At 52.4% G+C, this 15,967-nt stretch carries 16 protein-coding genes; 8 read left to right on the top strand and 8 right to left on the bottom strand.

Translation table 11 applies throughout. From position 1 onward, the window contains the following. Positions 1-3: 3 nt before the first annotated feature. Positions 4-1,461 carry an alkaline phosphatase D family protein gene (locus LG297_RS20445; protein ID WP_404423601.1) on the bottom strand — a complete coding sequence of 486 codons (1,458 nt, stop codon included), beginning with the start codon at positions 1,459-1,461 and terminating at the stop codon, positions 4-6. A gap of 256 nt (positions 1,462-1,717) precedes the next feature. Next, on the bottom strand, positions 1,718-2,662 hold the full coding sequence (gene gshB / locus LG297_RS20440; RefSeq protein ID WP_404423599.1) for a glutathione synthase: 945 nt from the start codon (positions 2,660-2,662) through the stop codon (positions 1,718-1,720). A gap of 232 nt (positions 2,663-2,894) precedes the next feature. Here gshB and LG297_RS20435 point away from each other — a divergent pair, with 232 nt between their 5' ends. The 6 genes from LG297_RS20435 to rlmN all read left to right on the top strand — a co-directional run bounded on the left by LG297_RS20435 (position 2,895) and on the right by rlmN (position 8,397). Further along, positions 2,895-3,590 (top strand): outer membrane lipoprotein carrier protein LolA, encoded by a 696-nt coding sequence (locus LG297_RS20435; protein WP_404423597.1) that lies wholly within the window; start codon positions 2,895-2,897, stop codon positions 3,588-3,590. Positions 3,591-4,074: 484 nt separating this feature from the next. Next, positions 4,075-4,755 carry an EI24 domain-containing protein gene (locus LG297_RS20430; RefSeq protein ID WP_404423595.1) on the top strand — a complete coding sequence of 227 codons (681 nt, stop codon included), beginning with the start codon at positions 4,075-4,077 and terminating at the stop codon, positions 4,753-4,755. A 316-nt stretch (positions 4,756-5,071) separates the two neighbouring features. After that, on the top strand, positions 5,072-5,569 hold the full coding sequence (locus tag LG297_RS20425) for a polymer-forming cytoskeletal protein (RefSeq protein ID WP_404423593.1): 498 nt from the start codon (positions 5,072-5,074) through the stop codon (positions 5,567-5,569). A 108-nt stretch (positions 5,570-5,677) separates the two neighbouring features. Beyond that, complete coding sequence (locus LG297_RS20420; RefSeq protein WP_404423591.1) at positions 5,678-6,163, top strand: hypothetical protein; 486 nt, start codon at positions 5,678-5,680, stop codon at positions 6,161-6,163. Between the two features lie 186 nt (positions 6,164-6,349). Then, entirely contained in the window at positions 6,350-6,898 is a 549-nt protein-coding gene (locus tag LG297_RS20415; RefSeq protein WP_404423589.1) for an invasion associated locus B family protein, read from the top strand. A gap of 254 nt (positions 6,899-7,152) precedes the next feature. Further along, positions 7,153-8,397 (top strand): 23S rRNA (adenine(2503)-C(2))-methyltransferase RlmN, encoded by a 1,245-nt coding sequence (gene rlmN / locus LG297_RS20410; protein ID WP_404423587.1) that lies wholly within the window; start codon positions 7,153-7,155, stop codon positions 8,395-8,397. 266 nt (positions 8,398-8,663) lie between these two features. Here the strand turns inward: rlmN and LG297_RS20405 are convergent, their stop codons facing one another. The 3 genes from LG297_RS20405 to LG297_RS20395 form a co-directional block, all read right to left on the bottom strand. Further along, on the bottom strand, positions 8,664-9,029 hold the full coding sequence (locus LG297_RS20405; protein ID WP_404423585.1) for a Dabb family protein: 366 nt from the start codon (positions 9,027-9,029) through the stop codon (positions 8,664-8,666). Then, positions 9,029-10,300, bottom strand: coding sequence for a murein transglycosylase A (locus tag LG297_RS20400; RefSeq protein WP_404423583.1), 1,272 nt, complete (start codon positions 10,298-10,300; stop codon positions 9,029-9,031). Before LG297_RS20400 ends, LG297_RS20405 begins: the two co-directional genes overlap by 1 nt. Before the next feature lie 221 nt (positions 10,301-10,521). Beyond that, positions 10,522-11,223 (bottom strand): Tim44/TimA family putative adaptor protein, encoded by a 702-nt coding sequence (locus LG297_RS20395; protein WP_404423581.1) that lies wholly within the window; start codon positions 11,221-11,223, stop codon positions 10,522-10,524. A gap of 396 nt (positions 11,224-11,619) precedes the next feature. On the opposite strand from LG297_RS20395, the gene LG297_RS20390 reads away from it, so the two are divergent. Then, complete coding sequence (locus LG297_RS20390) at positions 11,620-12,201, top strand: FxsA family protein (protein ID WP_404423579.1); 582 nt, start codon at positions 11,620-11,622, stop codon at positions 12,199-12,201. Between the two features lie 265 nt (positions 12,202-12,466). Then, a complete protein-coding gene (gene secB, locus LG297_RS20385) occupies positions 12,467-12,961 on the top strand; it encodes a protein-export chaperone SecB (protein ID WP_404423577.1) in 495 nt (164 codons plus the stop codon). Between the two features lie 112 nt (positions 12,962-13,073). Here secB and hemJ read toward each other — a convergent pair whose 3' ends face one another. The 3 genes from hemJ to hemE all read right to left on the bottom strand — a co-directional run bounded on the left by hemJ (position 13,074) and on the right by hemE (position 15,952). Then, complete coding sequence (hemJ, locus tag LG297_RS20380) at positions 13,074-13,502, bottom strand: protoporphyrinogen oxidase HemJ (protein WP_404423575.1); 429 nt, start codon at positions 13,500-13,502, stop codon at positions 13,074-13,076. A 121-nt stretch (positions 13,503-13,623) separates the two neighbouring features. Next, positions 13,624-14,736, bottom strand: coding sequence for a ferrochelatase (gene hemH, locus LG297_RS20375; RefSeq protein WP_404423573.1), 1,113 nt, complete (start codon positions 14,734-14,736; stop codon positions 13,624-13,626). Positions 14,737-14,914: 178 nt separating this feature from the next. Continuing rightward, positions 14,915-15,952, bottom strand: a complete 1,038-nt coding sequence (hemE, locus tag LG297_RS20370) for a uroporphyrinogen decarboxylase (RefSeq protein ID WP_404423571.1) — start codon at positions 15,950-15,952, stop codon at positions 14,915-14,917. Positions 15,953-15,967 lie beyond the last annotated feature (15 nt).

Below are 15,967 nucleotides of genomic sequence, written 5' to 3'. Positions count from 1 at the left end.
TCCCTAAATTTTTAAATCCGGCGTCCAGCCGATATTTTCCAGATGCCAGTTGGCGCACCAGTTTTGGCCTTCACGGTCTAGTGTCAGGTAATTTCGCGCCGCGCAATAGGTACCAAACCGCCCCGGAAGGGGTTTAAGCTTGGTTGGGCGACCGGGCAGGGGATTGTCGCCAATCCACGCCAATAGGCCAAGAGCCCTTGCGAATGCCACCGGCGGGGCCGTATGTGAAATGCCCGATGCCACCAGCTGATGGATCGTCTTACCGAACGTTTCAAATGTTCCGCGCGTCGCCACATGAATTTCCCCCGACAGCAGGGTGATATCGTGATTGCGATCATTGGCAACTTCTTCAAGAACTTCCAGAAAACGGCACCATTCCTTGCGGTGCCAGCGGCTTTGCCACTGATCGCGCAAATCATCCTCGTATTTCTGAGCACTGGGCATCAGGTGCAAAATCGCCTCGACCAGCGACAGGCGCGGGCCGATAACCGGCACACTCGACATCAACAAAATACGATGATGTTCCGGAACAGTATCGAGTGTCGCAATCATGTCCCGCCAGCCATGTTCGCCCATGATCGCATGCGGGGTCCGTTGCGACCGCAGGTCGGGCGCAATCACCGAAAATCCGGGAAAATCCGTCCGCCAGCCAAGGCTTTCCCCACTGCGATCAATAATCTTGCCAACCAGATCGTCAGGTGCCGTGCAAAGCTGCATCAAACAGAATGCCTCGCGCGCGCAGTAAAAAATGCCCTTGGCAACCAAACTGTCATGGAACCATTTCTTGTGACTGCCCCAACCATCGAAAATATCGTGATCATCCCACATCATTAAAGACGGCACGCGCGCCAGCATATGGCTGATCTGCGGCTGTCCATAAATTTCAAGATAATGTTCAAGATAGAATTTCAGAACGCCGTCATGCATATCTGGCGTAAAATCTGTCGCCAGTTTCTGGCGTTTTTGCGCCTTTTGCCACGCGACAATATCGGGATGGCATTGCCAGACCCCATCGGCATAAATCTGATCCCCGCCATGCAAAAGCAGCGAAAAGGGCCGTTTCTCATGCTCTTGACCAAGATCAATCCAAAGCGCGTTGCGATCCGCCAAAGGCCGGTCCAGATCGCCGTCTTCCTGTCCGTTGCACGAAACAAACCCGATCCGAAGGTCATGGGTCAAATCGGTACTCACATGATATGTTTCGGCATCGAAACTGTAACGCGCATCCGATGCGACCGGCAGCTCGAAATCATAACGCCAGTAGTCGCGCCCAAACCGGGTCGCGAGTTTTGCCGGGGTTACAATATCCTGATCCATGATGCGAAACTCAGCCGGATCGTCCCCTTCCTGCGTCACCACAAGGGCGGCCAGCCGGGCCGTTTTATCGCCGCTGCCACGCGCAAACAGGAACGGGCCAAAGGTGCCGTTTATTGAAATCGCGCTGTTTTGCTTATCCGTCATAAAATCGGATCCCGCCCTGTTGATGACTGATCCCCAAAATCATACGCAGAAACAGCCATTTGGTTCCAGCCTGCCAGCATGAATTCGGTCACATCACCCTTATGCGCAGCAAATTGGTGCGGAATTGCCGACAAAATCCGGCCATTTCACGGCCATCTTTTCCGGAAATCCGTTCTGGCCAAGACAGGAAGAAGCATAAAAACGGGGCAAGTGGTTAAACCGCTTGCCCCGAAAATCGCGCCGGCGTGAAATCCGGTCAGGAGAGGCGGGTTTCAATCGCATCCCAGATCAGGGATTCCAGTTTCGATCCGTCAAACCGGTTCACTTCCTGAAGTCCGGTCGGCGAGGTGACATTGATTTCTGTCATATAATCACCGATCACATCGATCCCGACAAAGATCAGATCGCGCCTTTTAAGTTCCGGCCCGATGCGTTCGCAAATCTCAAGCTCGCGCGGGGTCAGCATGGATTTTTCCGCCACACCGCCAACATGCATGTTCGACCGTGCCTCGCCCTCGGCCGGGACACGGTTGATCGCACCGACCGGCTTTCCATCCACCAGAATGATACGTTTGTCGCCTTTGCGCACATCCGGCAAATAGGCCTGCACCATCAGGGGTTCTCGCGACTGCACGGCAAACAGTTCTAACAACGAATTAAGGTTCTCATCTCCCGGTTTCAGATGAAATACACCGGCCCCACCATTGCCAAACAGCGGCTTGACGATGATATCCTTGAATTCCTCGCGGAAATCGCGAATGCGCGCAGCTGAACGGGTAATCAGGGTTGGTGGCATCAGATCGGGAAACTCGGTAACGAAAATTTTTTCCGGCGCATTGCGCACATGACCCGGATGGTTGACCACGAAAGTTTCCGGGTGAACCGCTTCTAACAGATGGGTCGCCGTGATGTAATTCATGTCAAACGGCGGATCCTGACGCATCAGGATCACATCGGTTTCCTTCGCAAGGTCGATGATCTTTGCATCACCCAGATCGTAATGATTGCCCTTTTCGTAGCGAAGGGTCATGGGGCGGACTTCAGCCTTGATCAGACCACGGTCATAAAACATATCATCGGGATGATAATGCAAAAGATCATAACCGCGTGACTGGGCTTCAAGCCCCATGACAAAGGTTGAATCCCCCTTGATATCGATCGATGCAATCGGATCCATCTGAATGGCGACGATAGGACTCATGAAACGCTTTCTCCTGTTGCCGGAAAGCCGGTCACTGCTGCAAATGCGGCCAAACCCGGCCAATTGTGATCATTTGCGGGCGTGACTTGACCCGGCTGGCCTTCCCGGCCAAATGATGCGATATGTTGTACATATTGTGGTTGGTTACAATTTGGCTGAATTTTTATCATTCGCCATTCCGGTTTCGCAATCGCGATCACAGAATTTCTTAAACGGATAAACAGGCTGTCACATGGCTTTCTTCAGCAAATTCGGCAAATTCCGCATCAAACAGATGGGCGCACGCTTCCGCACCATGACGGCGGCATCCGTCTTTGCGACTGCCTTTGCGATTGCCGCACCGGTTTCAATCAGCCTGACCCCGGTAAACGTACTTGCACAATCGGGCGCGATTGATCAGGCAACCATCGACAAGATCGAAAATTATCTCGAAGACATCACCACACTGAAAGCCGATTTCGTCCAGATTTCGTCGGATGGCGGGGCTGCCGAGGGCGAGCTTTTCATGCAACGACCGGGTAAGATGCGGTTTGAATATAATCCGCCTGCCCAGATTCTGCTGGTCTCGACCGGGTCCGATTTCATCTATTATGACAAGGAAATCAACGCCCCGACCTATTTCGATATCGACGAAACCCCGGCCGGAATCATTCTGGCAAAGGATGTATCGCTGACACGCGAGGTCAATGTTGTCGATTTCAAACGCACCGCCGAAACCATGCGGGTCGAAATGGTGCGCAAATCCGATCCGGGTGCAGGCAGTGTCACGCTTGTGTTCCAGGAAAACCCGATGCAGCTGCGTCAATGGATTGTCACCGATCCCGCCGGGATCGAGACGACAGTGACCCTGTTCAACACCGAAGAAGGCATCTCGCTGAACCCGGAATTGTTTAAATTCGAGCGCATCTGGCCCAATCAGCGCGGCTGATTGCACTTTTTCCAATCGACCTCACGATAATGTTAAAATCGCCTGACAGGGCGGTTAAGCATTCTGATTCAACCCGTTGCAAATATTGTGGTTTCGCAACGACCATTCAGGGTGAAAAATTTCACCGCCATGCGTGAAATTTATAGCCGATATGCGACCCGGATCTATGGCAGAGGGACCGCGAGCTTCCTATATAAAAGGCTGTCACAAGGTTCCCGAGATTCGAGTGGGAGCCAAGTGTGAGGAACAGGTCTCCCCTACCTTTCCTCACGCTCCAGATCATCGGAGCGCTGGCGTCCGGTTCTCCCCCCCTGGCCGGACGCCTTTTTTCTGCCCAAAGCATAAGATATCCGACGCTTCGGGGTGAAAATCTTCCAAAATTTCTGATCGATTTCACTGCCTGTTAATTTTGATTGCCTAGTAATGTCTGGCATGATTCCCTTTGTGCCTGATCATGAGAATGCCAGCAGGATGAAAGCCGCCAATGATCAATGATTTTCTGAAATCGGTTTCCCAGTTTTCCGACCCGCGTTTTCGCAAGGTCGTCCTGATCGGCGTTGCCGGGGCACTGGCCATCATTGTCGGGCTTTGGATGCTGATCGGATTCGGGTTGAGTTCGATCACCTTCTTTGCCGATGGCGGCTGGATGGAAACGGCGGCCGACTGGCTGCTTGGCGTGGGTCTCGCGCTTCTGGTGCTGCTGCTGTTCCCGGCAACCACGGTTCTGATTTCGAGCCTGCTGCTTGATCAGATCGCCGATGCGGTCGAAGACAAATATTATCCGACCCTGCCCGAAACCCGCCCGCAGCCGATAACCGAGGCCCTGATCAGCGGTCTTAAATTCGCACTGACCGCTTTGGCGCTTAACATCCTGATCCTGCCGCTTCTTTTGGCCGGGCCGGTTTATGTCATCGCATTTTATGCGATGAACGGTTATCTGCTCTCGCGCGAATATTTTGAACTGGTGGCTGCACGTCGTTATGATGTGCGCACGGTAAATGCCATTCGCAAAAGCCGCCAGACGAAACTGTGGTTTGCTGGGGTCGGCCTGACATTCCTGATGACCGTGCCGCTGGTCAACCTTGTGGCACCGATCATCGCGACTGCCTTTATGGTGCATTACTCCGTCCGTCTGGGCGCGTTCGACAACCGGACTGCCGCCTGACGCCATCCCGACGAGGTCAGACCTTGGCCAACCGGAAAAATGGCGGAAACCCGAAACGAAACTGCAAGACAAGGATTTGGTCATCACCATGTTCGGAAAGAAAAAAGCCAACAAAACAGTCGACAGCAGCCCGGCTTCGTCAGATACATCTTCTTCCAGATTGAATTCCGGCGGTCTTTCCGACAGCGCAGCTTCCTCCCCGGCCAAACCGGCTCCGGGTGACAATGCGAAGACTGAAAACAATACCGCCACAAAAACAGAAAAACGTAGCGAGCCGCAGCTGTTCAGCCAGCCGCGCATAAAGGAAGAACCGAAAATGTCCAGCAAACCGCATTCCACCAACTTCCGACCGGAAATCCCGAAGCGCCCGCTTGAAATTCCGACCCGCGGCAGTGCTGGCCGCCCGAGTGCGACTGCAAACCACGGCGAAGGCAAGAAGCTGACAGTTGGCCGTGATATCCGTCTGGCTGGTGAAATCGGTTCGTGCGACGTTCTGGTCGTCGAAGGTCATGTCGAAGCCCAGATCAAGGAATGCTCGCGTCTCGAAGTATCCCAGGGTGGCACCTTTGTCGGCACCGCACAGGTTGACGAAGCCGAAATCAGCGGCACCTTCGAAGGCGATTTGACGGCACGCCGCGTCATCGTCATCGGGTCGGCCGATATCAACGGCAAAATCACTTATGGTGCACTTCAAATCGAAAATGGCGCCCGTATCAAGGGCTCGCTGGAATATGTTGAAGGCAGTGACGACGGCACCAGCCGTTCCGGTCATTCGGCTGCCATAACCATTCCGCGCAAAAGCGACGATCTCTGATCCGTGACCGGCATAAACCGCTCACCCCTCCAGACGAGTTCGAACCAACCCCGGCGAAGTGCAATGCACCCCGCCGGGGCTCTCTGCGCGATGATAGTGATAGCAACCTTGTTTGTTGCATGCGGCGGCAATGCCGTTCCGCCCGGCAGCACCAACCAGAATTACGGCAAAGCGACCTCATCTGCCAAATCGCCGCGCGTGACACAGGATATCCCGAAAAAAGCCGGGTCTGCTGCCACCAGTACCGTCACGGCAAAGTCTGCCAAGCCCGCGACCGCGACAGGACCGCGCATGACGGTGGCAATTCCGCCCGTACCTTTCAAACCGATCAAGGCCGAGACCCTGATGGGCCTTTCCGAAGCTGCCGTCGAAGAAAAAATCGGCGCGCCGGAAATGACCCGTGGCGAAGGCCCGGCACGAGTCTGGCAATATCGTTCCGATGAATGTTCGTTTGATGCCTTTTTCTTCCCGGAGACAGAAGGTGATACGCCAAAAATGACCCATATGCTGGCCCGAATGCGCAAAAGTGCCGACAAAATTTCGATCCAGGACTGCCTTGATCAGGTGGTCATGGCGCGATCTGCCAGGGGTTAGACGACCGAAAGCCATTTGCATCAGAACTGATCGCTGATGTTTTTTCAAATTTCGGTATCTAACGGATTTCCTTGGTCGAATATTTACCTTTTCCCGGCACCATCAGGGAAAAGTTCCTCATAAATCCGCCACATCGGGCGGGTTTAAGTCTTCGTTCCGAAACTTCTAGACACGATACGCGAGCCCATGAAAAAACACGCCCATCGTCTTGTCAGAAATTCGCTGGCAGCAGCTGCCGCCGCCCTTGTCGCTTTGGTCTCTCAGGCTGCGATTGCGCAAAATGCGCCGCAACTGATTGATGTATATGGAAAATGGGAAGCCTATAGCTATTCCGAAAAAGGCAAAAAAGTCTGCTATATCGGAAGTCAGCCGACTTCGGCTAAGGGAGACTATACCCAGCGCGGCAAGATCTATGTCATGGTCACGCACCGCCCGGCACTTAAACTGTTCAACGAAGTCAGCTTCATCACCGGCTATACCTATGAAAAGGATAGTGATGTTGATCTTCGAATCGATTCCAAAAGCTTTAAGCTGTTCACCTACGAGGATTCTGCCTGGGCGGTAAATGGCGAAGAAGATCGCAAACTGGTCAGCGCCATGAAGGCTGGCAGCAATATGGTTGTCGTCGGCAATTCATCGCGGGGCACGAAAACCACCGATACTTACTCGCTTTCCGGGTTCACCGCAGCCTATACCGCGATTTCAAAGGCTTGCGATGCGAAACCGGTCAGTTGATCGAATGCGGATCAGATAAAAATTCCTGCGGTTTTTCGCCGTTGCGATCCTGTATCGCGTCCGGCAAATAGCAGCAATGTGAATTTTATCGTTTGTAAATCGGCGCGGCCCCGCTATACGCGGGGCCATGGTTTATGCGCTGTAAGCATTGTCGGGAAAATCTGTTATAGTCCGCCCCGGCACAAAACAGCCAAAGCGCCAAAAACGCACAAGAGCACCAGACAAAACCACCAGAACCAAAGAGAGAGCCCGGGATGACCGACGTCCTGACCGAAAACGCGATCAAAAACGCCGCAGCCGACGCCAACCCGTCCGGCCCGACGCTAACCGACTTCGTAACGCGCGCCACCAACGGGCAGGCTGCCGACGGACGTCGTGATCTCGTGGGTCTTTCGCGCAACCAGCTGACCGAACTGCTTGGCGAAATGGGCGAAAGCAAGTTTCGCGTCAAACAGATGTGGAACTGGATCTATAACCGCGGTGTCAAAGACATCGAGGATATGACCAACATTTCCAAAAAGCTGCGTGATCGCCTGTCGCAGGATTTCTATATCGGCCGCCCGGTTCTGACAGCCGATCAGAAAAGCTCGGACGATACCCATAAATGGCTGATGAAATTCCATGACGGCAACGAAGCAGAGACGGTTTATATCCCGGATCGCAACGAAGATCGCGGGGCTGTCTGTATTTCTTCGCAGGTCGGCTGTACGCTAACCTGTAAGTTCTGCCATACCGGTACCCAGCTTCTGGTTCGTAACCTAACGCCAGGTGAAATCGTCAGCCAGTTCATGGTTGCCCGTGACAGCTACGGCGAATGGCCAACCCCGGCAAATGGCATCCGTCGACTGTCAAACATCGTGATGATGGGCATGGGCGAGCCGCTGTTTAACTATGAAAACGTTCGAGAAGCCCTGAAAATCGCCATGGATGGCGAAGGTATTTCAATCTCTCGTCGCCGTATCACGCTGTCGACCTCGGGTGTGGTTCCGGAAATCGTTCGCTGTGGCGAGGAACTAGGTGTTGGTCTGGCAATTTCATTGCATGCGCCCGATGATGATTTGCGCAACGAAATCATGCCAATCAACAAGAAATACCCGCTTAAGGAACTGATGGATGCCTGCCGTCATTATCCCGGCATGTCGAATGCCCGCCCGATCACAATGGAATATGTGATGCTCAAAGGCGTGAATGACAAACCGGAACATGCGCGTGCGCTGGCAAAGCTGGTCAAAGGCGTTCATTGCAAATTCAACCTGATCCCGTTCAACAAATGGCCGGGGTCGGATTATGAATGCACGCCGACCAACGATATCAAGAAATTCGCTCATACCCTGCTGGAGTTCGGTTACGAAGCACCGATCCGCTGGCCGCGTGGCCGCGATATTCTGGCCGCCTGTGGCCAGTTGAAATCCGAAAGCCAGCGCCAGCGCAAATCGCGTGTCGGCAGCTGTAGCAATGCTTCGGGCGATGAAAACACCAATGTGGTTGCCGCACAGTAACCACATGCGCAAGACACGGTAGACTTCTGGAACTATAAACGGGCAGATGTACCTGCCCGTTTCTGCTTGATGAAAAAGTCGAGCCGCACCGCGACATCTGCAATTGTTCTTGGCGAACAATTCGTCCCGACGAAGATACTCGCTGCTGTTCTGGTGATGGCTGGATTGCTGATTAACGTTTTTGGTGGAAAACTATCCACTTTTATTAACGCTCGGCAAAACAGGTTTTATAAAAATAAAGTTAGTCATTTATTTCTGATTTATAATTATATCCACTTCGCCCGAAGCTTTTTCGGCGGCAAGTCGTCGGGTGTTTTCATGTCCGAAATATCAAAATTGATTGCCAGGACTCCGCCCAGTCCACCGACCGTCATTTCCGAAATACGGCGACCTACCCCGTCCTTGTCCAGACCGGAAAGATACGCATCACGGGCCGCTCCATCGACGAAATCAATGGTCAATGCATGGGTAAATCCCTGACTAAGTCCGCTTCCTGGTGTTTTTGGACCTGCGGCAAAGGCCAGAATTCCCGACGTTTCAAGGGCAACTTGCGATAATTCATCAAGCAGGGCGGTGATCTGCGATGCCGAAACACCGTCTCCGATCTGCAACAGGACGATGTGACGCAACATCAGGGTTTAGCCTCCGCCAATTTGGCCGGATCAACAGATGCTGGCAGCAAAACAAATTTACGTCCCTTGCGGTTCATGTGACCGGCATGCAGGGCGGCATCCGCGCCCGGACCAAAGAAGATATCCCCACGTACCGGGCCACGAATGGCACCGCCCGTATCCTGCGCAACCATCAGATGATGAAATCTCGCATCGGAATTCATCGCATCATCGGTTTCAAGCCAGATCGGAACCCCCATCGCATGGAACCTGCGATCAACTGCCAATGAGCGGCCTGGCTCCAACGGCACACCCTGCGAGCCAAGCGGTCCGGCATCCGGGTCTTCCGGATCGGTCTGAAGCGGTGTGAAAAACACAAACGAGGCGTTGGTATTCATTACATCATCGGCCTGATCGGGATGGTCGGACAACCATTGCCGAATGGTTTGCAGCGATACCGTTTCGCGCGTCAATTCACCCCGTTCGATCAATTCCCGCCCGATGGCAAAATACGGGTGCCCGTTAGTCGCGGCATAGCCGATGCGCAACACACTGCCATCGGGCAACACAACCCGGCCAGATCCCTGAATTTGCAGGAAAAATGCATCAACTGCGTCATCAACCCAAACCAGTTCAAGGTCACGCCCGGCAAGCGCACCATTTTCAATCGCCTCCCGGTCGTAATAGGGTTTGACGCTTTTGCCCTCAATCCGTCCGACCAATGTCGTGCCCTTCAAATCCTCGCGAAACGCACCAAGATCGATGGAAACCATATCCTCGGGTTTCAGGTAAATCGCCGTCTGAAACGGTCCTTCGCGCGTCAGATTGCCACGCAGTTCCGGTTCGAAATAACCGGTAAACAAACCTTCGGGATCATTATTGTTGCCAACCAGATAGGGTTTGAATCCGCTTTGGAAAAAGGCGCGTACGTCTTCCTTGCGGATAATATCGGGTTCAAGTGCCAGTGCGGTTTCGCATAATCCGCGCCAGTCACCGACCGCTCCCATGCGCGGATCGGGTCCGATATCGCGTTTATCATCGCGCCGGATCATCGCCGCACAGGACCGCTGAAACGCTTTCAAGCTGCCACGCATGTCGTCCGACTGCCATCCATCAAGCCGACTGAATTCTGTCGGCTCAAGGGTTAGCATATCGGTCGGTGTTTCCGGTACCTCACCCAATCCTAAAAGACTGGTAATATCGGTCGAGAACAGCCAGACAAGGGCGCCGGCCGCCCCGATAAGAACCGCAACAATTGAAAGAAGGCGCGACAAAGCCAGACGTCTTTTCAAGGTAAAACCCGCTATCTGCAAAATCCGGATCAGAACCGGCAAGTCGGTTTGACCAATACTTGCCCGTTTCGGTTATCTGGCGCGATTGTCCAAAAACAAGCTTAACAAGCCGATAATTGCAAACCGTCCGAAGTCATCTACGCAGAAAAATACGTCAATAAAAAAGGCGATCCCACAGCAGGACCGCCTTTGTCTTGTCTGTTCCGAAAAAGAGCCGCAGATTACTCTGCGGTTTCTTCTTCTGGGGTTTCGGTCGCAACCAGCTGCCAGTTCGGATCGCGACTTTCGATATTGCGTGCGAAGGTCCAAAGGTCTTCGGCCTCGATAACCTGATTGGGATCACCCGAAACCACATCACCATCATTATTGCGGATGACGGATACTTCCTCGGACACGAATTTGATCGTGATATAGGCCGTCCGGCCCTCAAGGCTGGCATCGTGGATGGCTGCACTCTTGATACCGACCAGAGTGGTTTCCTCGCGCTCGCCCTTTTCAGCCCGGGCGTCAATCGCAGCGGCAAAGTTTTTGTAAACATCGTTTGACAGAAGCGGCTTCAGACCATCCTTGTCGCCTTTGGCAAAATATTCGACGATCATTTCGAATGCCATCCGCGCCCCATTCAGGAAATCCTGCTGGGTAAAGTCGGGATCGGCTTTCTGAATCTTCTGTAAAACTCCGAATGTGCTGCTGTCTGCCGCCACAGTTCCCTTATCGTTATCAGGTAAACGATAAACATTGTCTGTCGGCTGCGGGGCACTGTTAACGGCATCTTTGCCATTGCCGTCTTGATGGGTGCGGCGACCAAAGACATCCGTAGGACCCTGTTTTTCCTCGCCATTGCGACGGCCCAAAACACCGCGCAGGCGCAGCACCAGAAAAACAGCGATCAATGCGAAAAGAATGATGTCGAAATACTGCAAGCCCGGACTCTTGATCTGTAAGGTTTCGAAAAACGCCAAAAACAGCAAAACTGCCGTGTTCGTGAAATGGTATGGACTGAAGCGAATGCAAGGGCAACTCCCGATCGCGTAAAAAATGTGATCGGTTTCACCCTTTGCGTTTGAACAATCATAATATCGTCGCGAACACGGTGGCAAGCTGCCGTATTTTCGTCCAGTTATACCGATAGTTTGCCGCCAAATTCCAAGCGTATTTCAGGTTAGATTAAAGCGAAATACCTGAAATCCAACATATTTATGCAATACTGCGCTTTGCGGACCGATCCTGTCAAAGTATGTTTGCATCATACCGGTTTCGCAAAACCGGATCATGCCGGATTTACGGACCGGTTCAATGCAAAGCCAAGCGGAGCAAAAATGGGCTTTTATTTTCTGGTCATCTTCGTGGCCATGCCGATCATCGAAATCGCTGTCTTCATTCAGGCAGGCGAACTGATTGGCCTGTGGCCGACCATCGGGATTGTCATCCTTACCGCAATCATCGGCACGTCCCTGATGCGTGCCCAAGGTTTGCAAACTCTGGCCCGCGCTCAGGCACAGATGGATCATGGCGAAATGCCGATCGGTGAAATGTTTGACGGCATCTGCATTCTGATTGCCGGTGTGCTTCTGCTGACACCTGGTTTTGTCACCGATACCATGGGTTTTTTGTTGCTCGTTCCGCCGCTACGCAGGGCCATCGGGGCCGGAGTGATTATGAAACTGGTCCGCTCTGGCAACATTCGCACCAGTTTTTCACGTCGGACCTATAGCAATACCAAACCATCGGGGGATCGCAGCAGGCAGCGGCCGGGTGGCCATGCGGGCAGCGGACCGATCATTGACGGCGATTTCGAAAATGTCAGCCCGACCGACGATAAAAACGATGCAGCCAAAAATACATCCGATAACCCCGACAACGATGACAATATCCGTAATTTTCCGCCCAAGAATCCCTGATTTCTGACCGCTACACCTTTGGAAAATATACAAAACAGGACCTTGGCATTGCCGGCTACTGTTTTTGTTTGAAAACCGCACAAAGCTGCACATTTCCGGCCAAATCGCACGGCGATTTTCTTGCCCGTGCCCGGCAGACATGCTAGGCCATGAGAAGACCTGCCGCAGGGTTGCGGCGTCAGAAACAAGCATATCAGCCAGTTTCAGAAGAAATTCCGAACGGCTTGCTTCTGATCAGGACCGAGTTTTAGGGAGTAAGACTTTAATGGCCGAGAACACCACCGGTGCAGCACAGGGCGGCAAAGAACAGAAGCCTGCCGGCAATCCGATCACGATCCATACCCAGTACATCAAGGATCTCTCCTTTGAAAATCCGAATGCACCGGAAAGCGTAGCCCTGCAGCAGCAACCGAAAATCAACATCGATGTCGATGTCGAAGCGCGCACGACCCAAGACCAGAAACTTCACGAAGTCACCGTCAAGATCAACGTCAAGGCCGACGTTGCCGATAAGGTCGCCTTCATTGCCGAACTTCAGTATGGTGCCGTTGTAACACTCAATGTGGCTGACGAACATCGCCTGCCGGTTCTTCTGATCGAAGTCCCGCGCATGTTGTTTCCGTATGTTCGCAAAATCATCTCCGATCTGACAGCTGATGGTGGCTTCCCGCCGTTGATGATGCAGCAGATTGATTTTGCTGATCTTTTCCGAAAGAAATTCGCCAAACAGATGGATGGCCAGCCTGCGGGTAACGCCTGATTTCCTGCTTTGAGTCATTTTAGTACGATAACAAAACAAAGGCCGCCGGTTTGGCGGCCTTTTTATTTTAATACCGAAATGATATTAACGATCAAGCTTGGATCATTCTGGATCAGAACGGTCGTGCGATCACCATAAAGACGATGATCACCATTAAAACCGCCGGTACTTCGTTGATAATACGGTAAAATTTTTGAGGTTTTGTATTATTGTCCGCTTCAAACTGGCGACGGCAGCGTGCCAGCATCATGTGGATGCCGGTCATGATCACAACACACAAAAGCTTTACGTGGAACCAGCCTTCGGTCATCGCGCCGCTGGCATGGATCAGGTACCCCCCGAAAATCCAGGCTGCAATCATTGCCGGATTCATGATCGCACGCAGCAAACGGCGTTCCATGATCTTAAACTTCTCGCTGGCTTCCGAACCCGGTGCCACTTCGCAGTGATAAACAAAAAGCCGCGGCAGATACAAAAGTCCTGCCATCCAGGCAATGATACTGATGACATGCAGGGATTTGACGACGCTATAGGTGTCCATGTCTCTCTCTTCTGGTCGATCCGGAATCATCGATATCTGACAATTTCAAACAGGATAACCGTTTGAATGGCATGCGGAAATCCCAAACGCAAATCAGGATCATCACAATCGATTATTGTGATCAGGTCCGACCTGCACCCATCGGCTGTTTGGCCACCGCACAACTATGTTCATCCGGGCACCACCAGCCACGCGTTTCCACCGCGTAATCATCAGGTCCGTTCTGATCAAGTTCCTGCTGGGTTTCATTAACAACCTCAACCAAGCCACTGATAAACCGCGGATGCGAACAAACCGTACGAACCCGTTCGTAAACCGGTATTTTCAATTCGTCGGCAATCTCGCGATATTCAATGTCAAGCTCGACCAGCGTTTCGGAATGCTCGGTAACAAAGGCAATCGGTACAATCACCAATGGCACGCCATCTTTTCCGGCACGCTCAATTTCATCTTCGGTCGACGGGCCGATCCATTCCATCGGACCCACCCGGCTTTGATAGCAAACCAGCCAGTCCAGATCAGCAATCGCCATCTTGTCGACGACGGCTCGCGCCGATTTTTCAATCTGCGACTGATAGGGATCACCACGTTTGGTAATCACTGCCTTGGGCACGCCATGTGCAGAAAACAGCAGCCGCGGCTTGCCAACGCCAAGATCAGCGGCCTTTTTCAAGGCATTTTCATATCCGGCCTTAACCATTTCGGCCGATGCATCAATAAAGCCCGGATTGGTCGGATAGCAGCACGCGGTTTTTATCGGTGCCGTAAGGCCAACCTTGTGGCAGGCCCGTTTCCAATCCTTGACCGATGATCCGCTGGTGGTGGTTGAAAATTGCGGATAAAGCGGCAGCAAAATCTGTTGATCGGCACCCCATGCCTTGACCGCAGCTGCGCTGTCATCGGCAAACGGCTTCCAGTAACGCATGGCAATGAAACAGCGGTTTTCATATCCATCATCAAGCCCGTTAAGAGCTGTTTTAAGCGCATTCGCCTGATCCTGCGTCAGTTCCAGCAACGGCGATTTTCCACCGATATGATCGTAAATCTCACGCGCAATCGGGGCACGGCGAGATGAAATAAGCTTTGCCAGAAAATACCGGAACGGGTTGGGCAGGCTGATAATCGCCGGATCATTAAACAGATTGAAAAGAAACGGCTTAACCGCATCAGGCCCATCAGGCCCACCCAGATTGAAAAGAATGATCGCGCGCTTTTTACGCTTTGGTTCGGACATCGGCATATCCTTCATGGCGTTTTTAAACTGTCCGGTTCATCCCGGAAGTCTTGTCTGGATAAACCCGTCCCACTTCTTTTGATCCTGCCGACTATAATGGCTAACCAAGATCGAAGCGCAACGGCTTTAAACCATTTTACGCATTGAATTTTTCAATCGATTTGATCGATTTCAATTATCATCGATAATTTCGAATGAAATCGACCAGCTTGCCGACATTTTCCGGTGATGTTTCCGGCGTAATGCCATGTCCAAGGTTGAAGATGAACGGACCGTCACGCAACATATCGAGGATACGGCGGGTTTCATTGATCATTTCATTCCCGCCGGTAATCAGATACATCGGATCAAGATTGCCCTGTACCGGACCCAACGATTGACGATTTTCCGCAACCCACTTTAAAGGGACTCCACTGTCAAGCCCAATCGCATCTACACCGGTTTGTTGCTTGAAGTCGATCAGATGCAGGCCAGCTCCCCTTGGAAAGCCAATCACCGGCAAATCCGGATGTATCGCCTTGAGATTTGCGACAATCTTTTTAGTCGGTTCGATCACCCAGCGTTTAAACCCGTTTTCCGACAATACTCCGCCCCAAGTTTCAAAAAGCTGGATGCATTCTGCTCCTGCTTCCGCTTGTTTGAGCAGATATTGCGTAGTGGCCTCGACCAGAATGTCGATCAGACGTGAAAATCCGTTCGGATCACCATAGGCAAACCGCCTGATATTGGCGAAATCCTTGCTACCCTTGCCTTCCACCATATAGGTGGCAACCGTCCATGGTGCGCCAGCAAAACCAATCAGCGAAGTATGAGACGGAATAGCTGTCGAAAGTTTTGCTACCGTCTCGTAAATTGGACCCAGCGTGTCATGAATGCGATCAACATTCAGAATGCCAAGTCCCAAAGCATCGCGAATGGGCTCAAGCTGTGGACCTTCGCCCTGTTTGAAGGCCAAATGCTGTCCAAGTGCCTGTGGTATAACGAGGATGTCGGAGAACAGAATGGCCGCATCAAAGTCATAGCGTCTGAGCGGTTGCAATGTAACTTCGCAGGCAAGATCAGGATTATAGCAAAGATCGAGAAACGAACCGGCTTCGGACCGTGTTGCACGATATTCCGGAAGATAGCGACCGGCTTGGCGCATCAGCCAGATCGGGGGTACCGGCAATGTTTCACCGGCAAGGGCGCGCAAAAAGGTCTTGGTTGGTTTGGGCATGACGTTTCCTGTTTG

This window comes from Thalassospira australica (genome assembly GCF_044790785.1).
Lineage (GTDB): Bacteria > Pseudomonadota > Alphaproteobacteria > Rhodospirillales > Thalassospiraceae > Thalassospira > Thalassospira australica_A.
The sequence above is the reverse complement of the archived record's forward strand: the minus strand, read 5'-3'. Positions and strand labels throughout refer to the sequence as shown.

What these genes read in the sequence shown, in the direction of transcription:
- secB (WP_404423577.1), top strand. Translation starts at nt 12,467, where the DNA reads ATGGCCGAGAACACCACCGGTGCAGCACAGGGCGGCAAAGAACAGAAG.
- gshB (WP_404423599.1), bottom strand. Translation starts at nt 2,662, where the DNA reads ATGAGTCCTATCGTCGCCATTCAGATGGATCCGATTGCATCGATCGAT.
- LG297_RS20415 (WP_404423589.1), top strand. Translation starts at nt 6,350, where the DNA reads ATGAAAAAACACGCCCATCGTCTTGTCAGAAATTCGCTGGCAGCAGCT.
- LG297_RS20425 (WP_404423593.1), top strand. Translation starts at nt 5,072, where the DNA reads ATGTCCAGCAAACCGCATTCCACCAACTTCCGACCGGAAATCCCGAAG.
- LG297_RS20445 (WP_404423601.1), bottom strand. Translation starts at nt 1,461, where the DNA reads ATGACGGATAAGCAAAACAGCGCGATTTCAATAAACGGCACCTTTGGC.
- LG297_RS20390 (WP_404423579.1), top strand. Translation starts at nt 11,620, where the DNA reads ATGGGCTTTTATTTTCTGGTCATCTTCGTGGCCATGCCGATCATCGAA.
- rlmN (WP_404423587.1), top strand. Translation starts at nt 7,153, where the DNA reads ATGACCGACGTCCTGACCGAAAACGCGATCAAAAACGCCGCAGCCGAC.
- LG297_RS20430 (WP_404423595.1), top strand. Translation starts at nt 4,075, where the DNA reads ATGATCAATGATTTTCTGAAATCGGTTTCCCAGTTTTCCGACCCGCGT.
- hemH (WP_404423573.1), bottom strand. Translation starts at nt 14,736, where the DNA reads ATGTCCGAACCAAAGCGTAAAAAGCGCGCGATCATTCTTTTCAATCTG.
- hemJ (WP_404423575.1), bottom strand. Translation starts at nt 13,502, where the DNA reads ATGGACACCTATAGCGTCGTCAAATCCCTGCATGTCATCAGTATCATT.
- LG297_RS20405 (WP_404423585.1), bottom strand. Translation starts at nt 9,029, where the DNA reads ATGTTGCGTCACATCGTCCTGTTGCAGATCGGAGACGGTGTTTCGGCA.
- LG297_RS20435 (WP_404423597.1), top strand. Translation starts at nt 2,895, where the DNA reads ATGGCTTTCTTCAGCAAATTCGGCAAATTCCGCATCAAACAGATGGGC.
- hemE (WP_404423571.1), bottom strand. Translation starts at nt 15,952, where the DNA reads ATGCCCAAACCAACCAAGACCTTTTTGCGCGCCCTTGCCGGTGAAACA.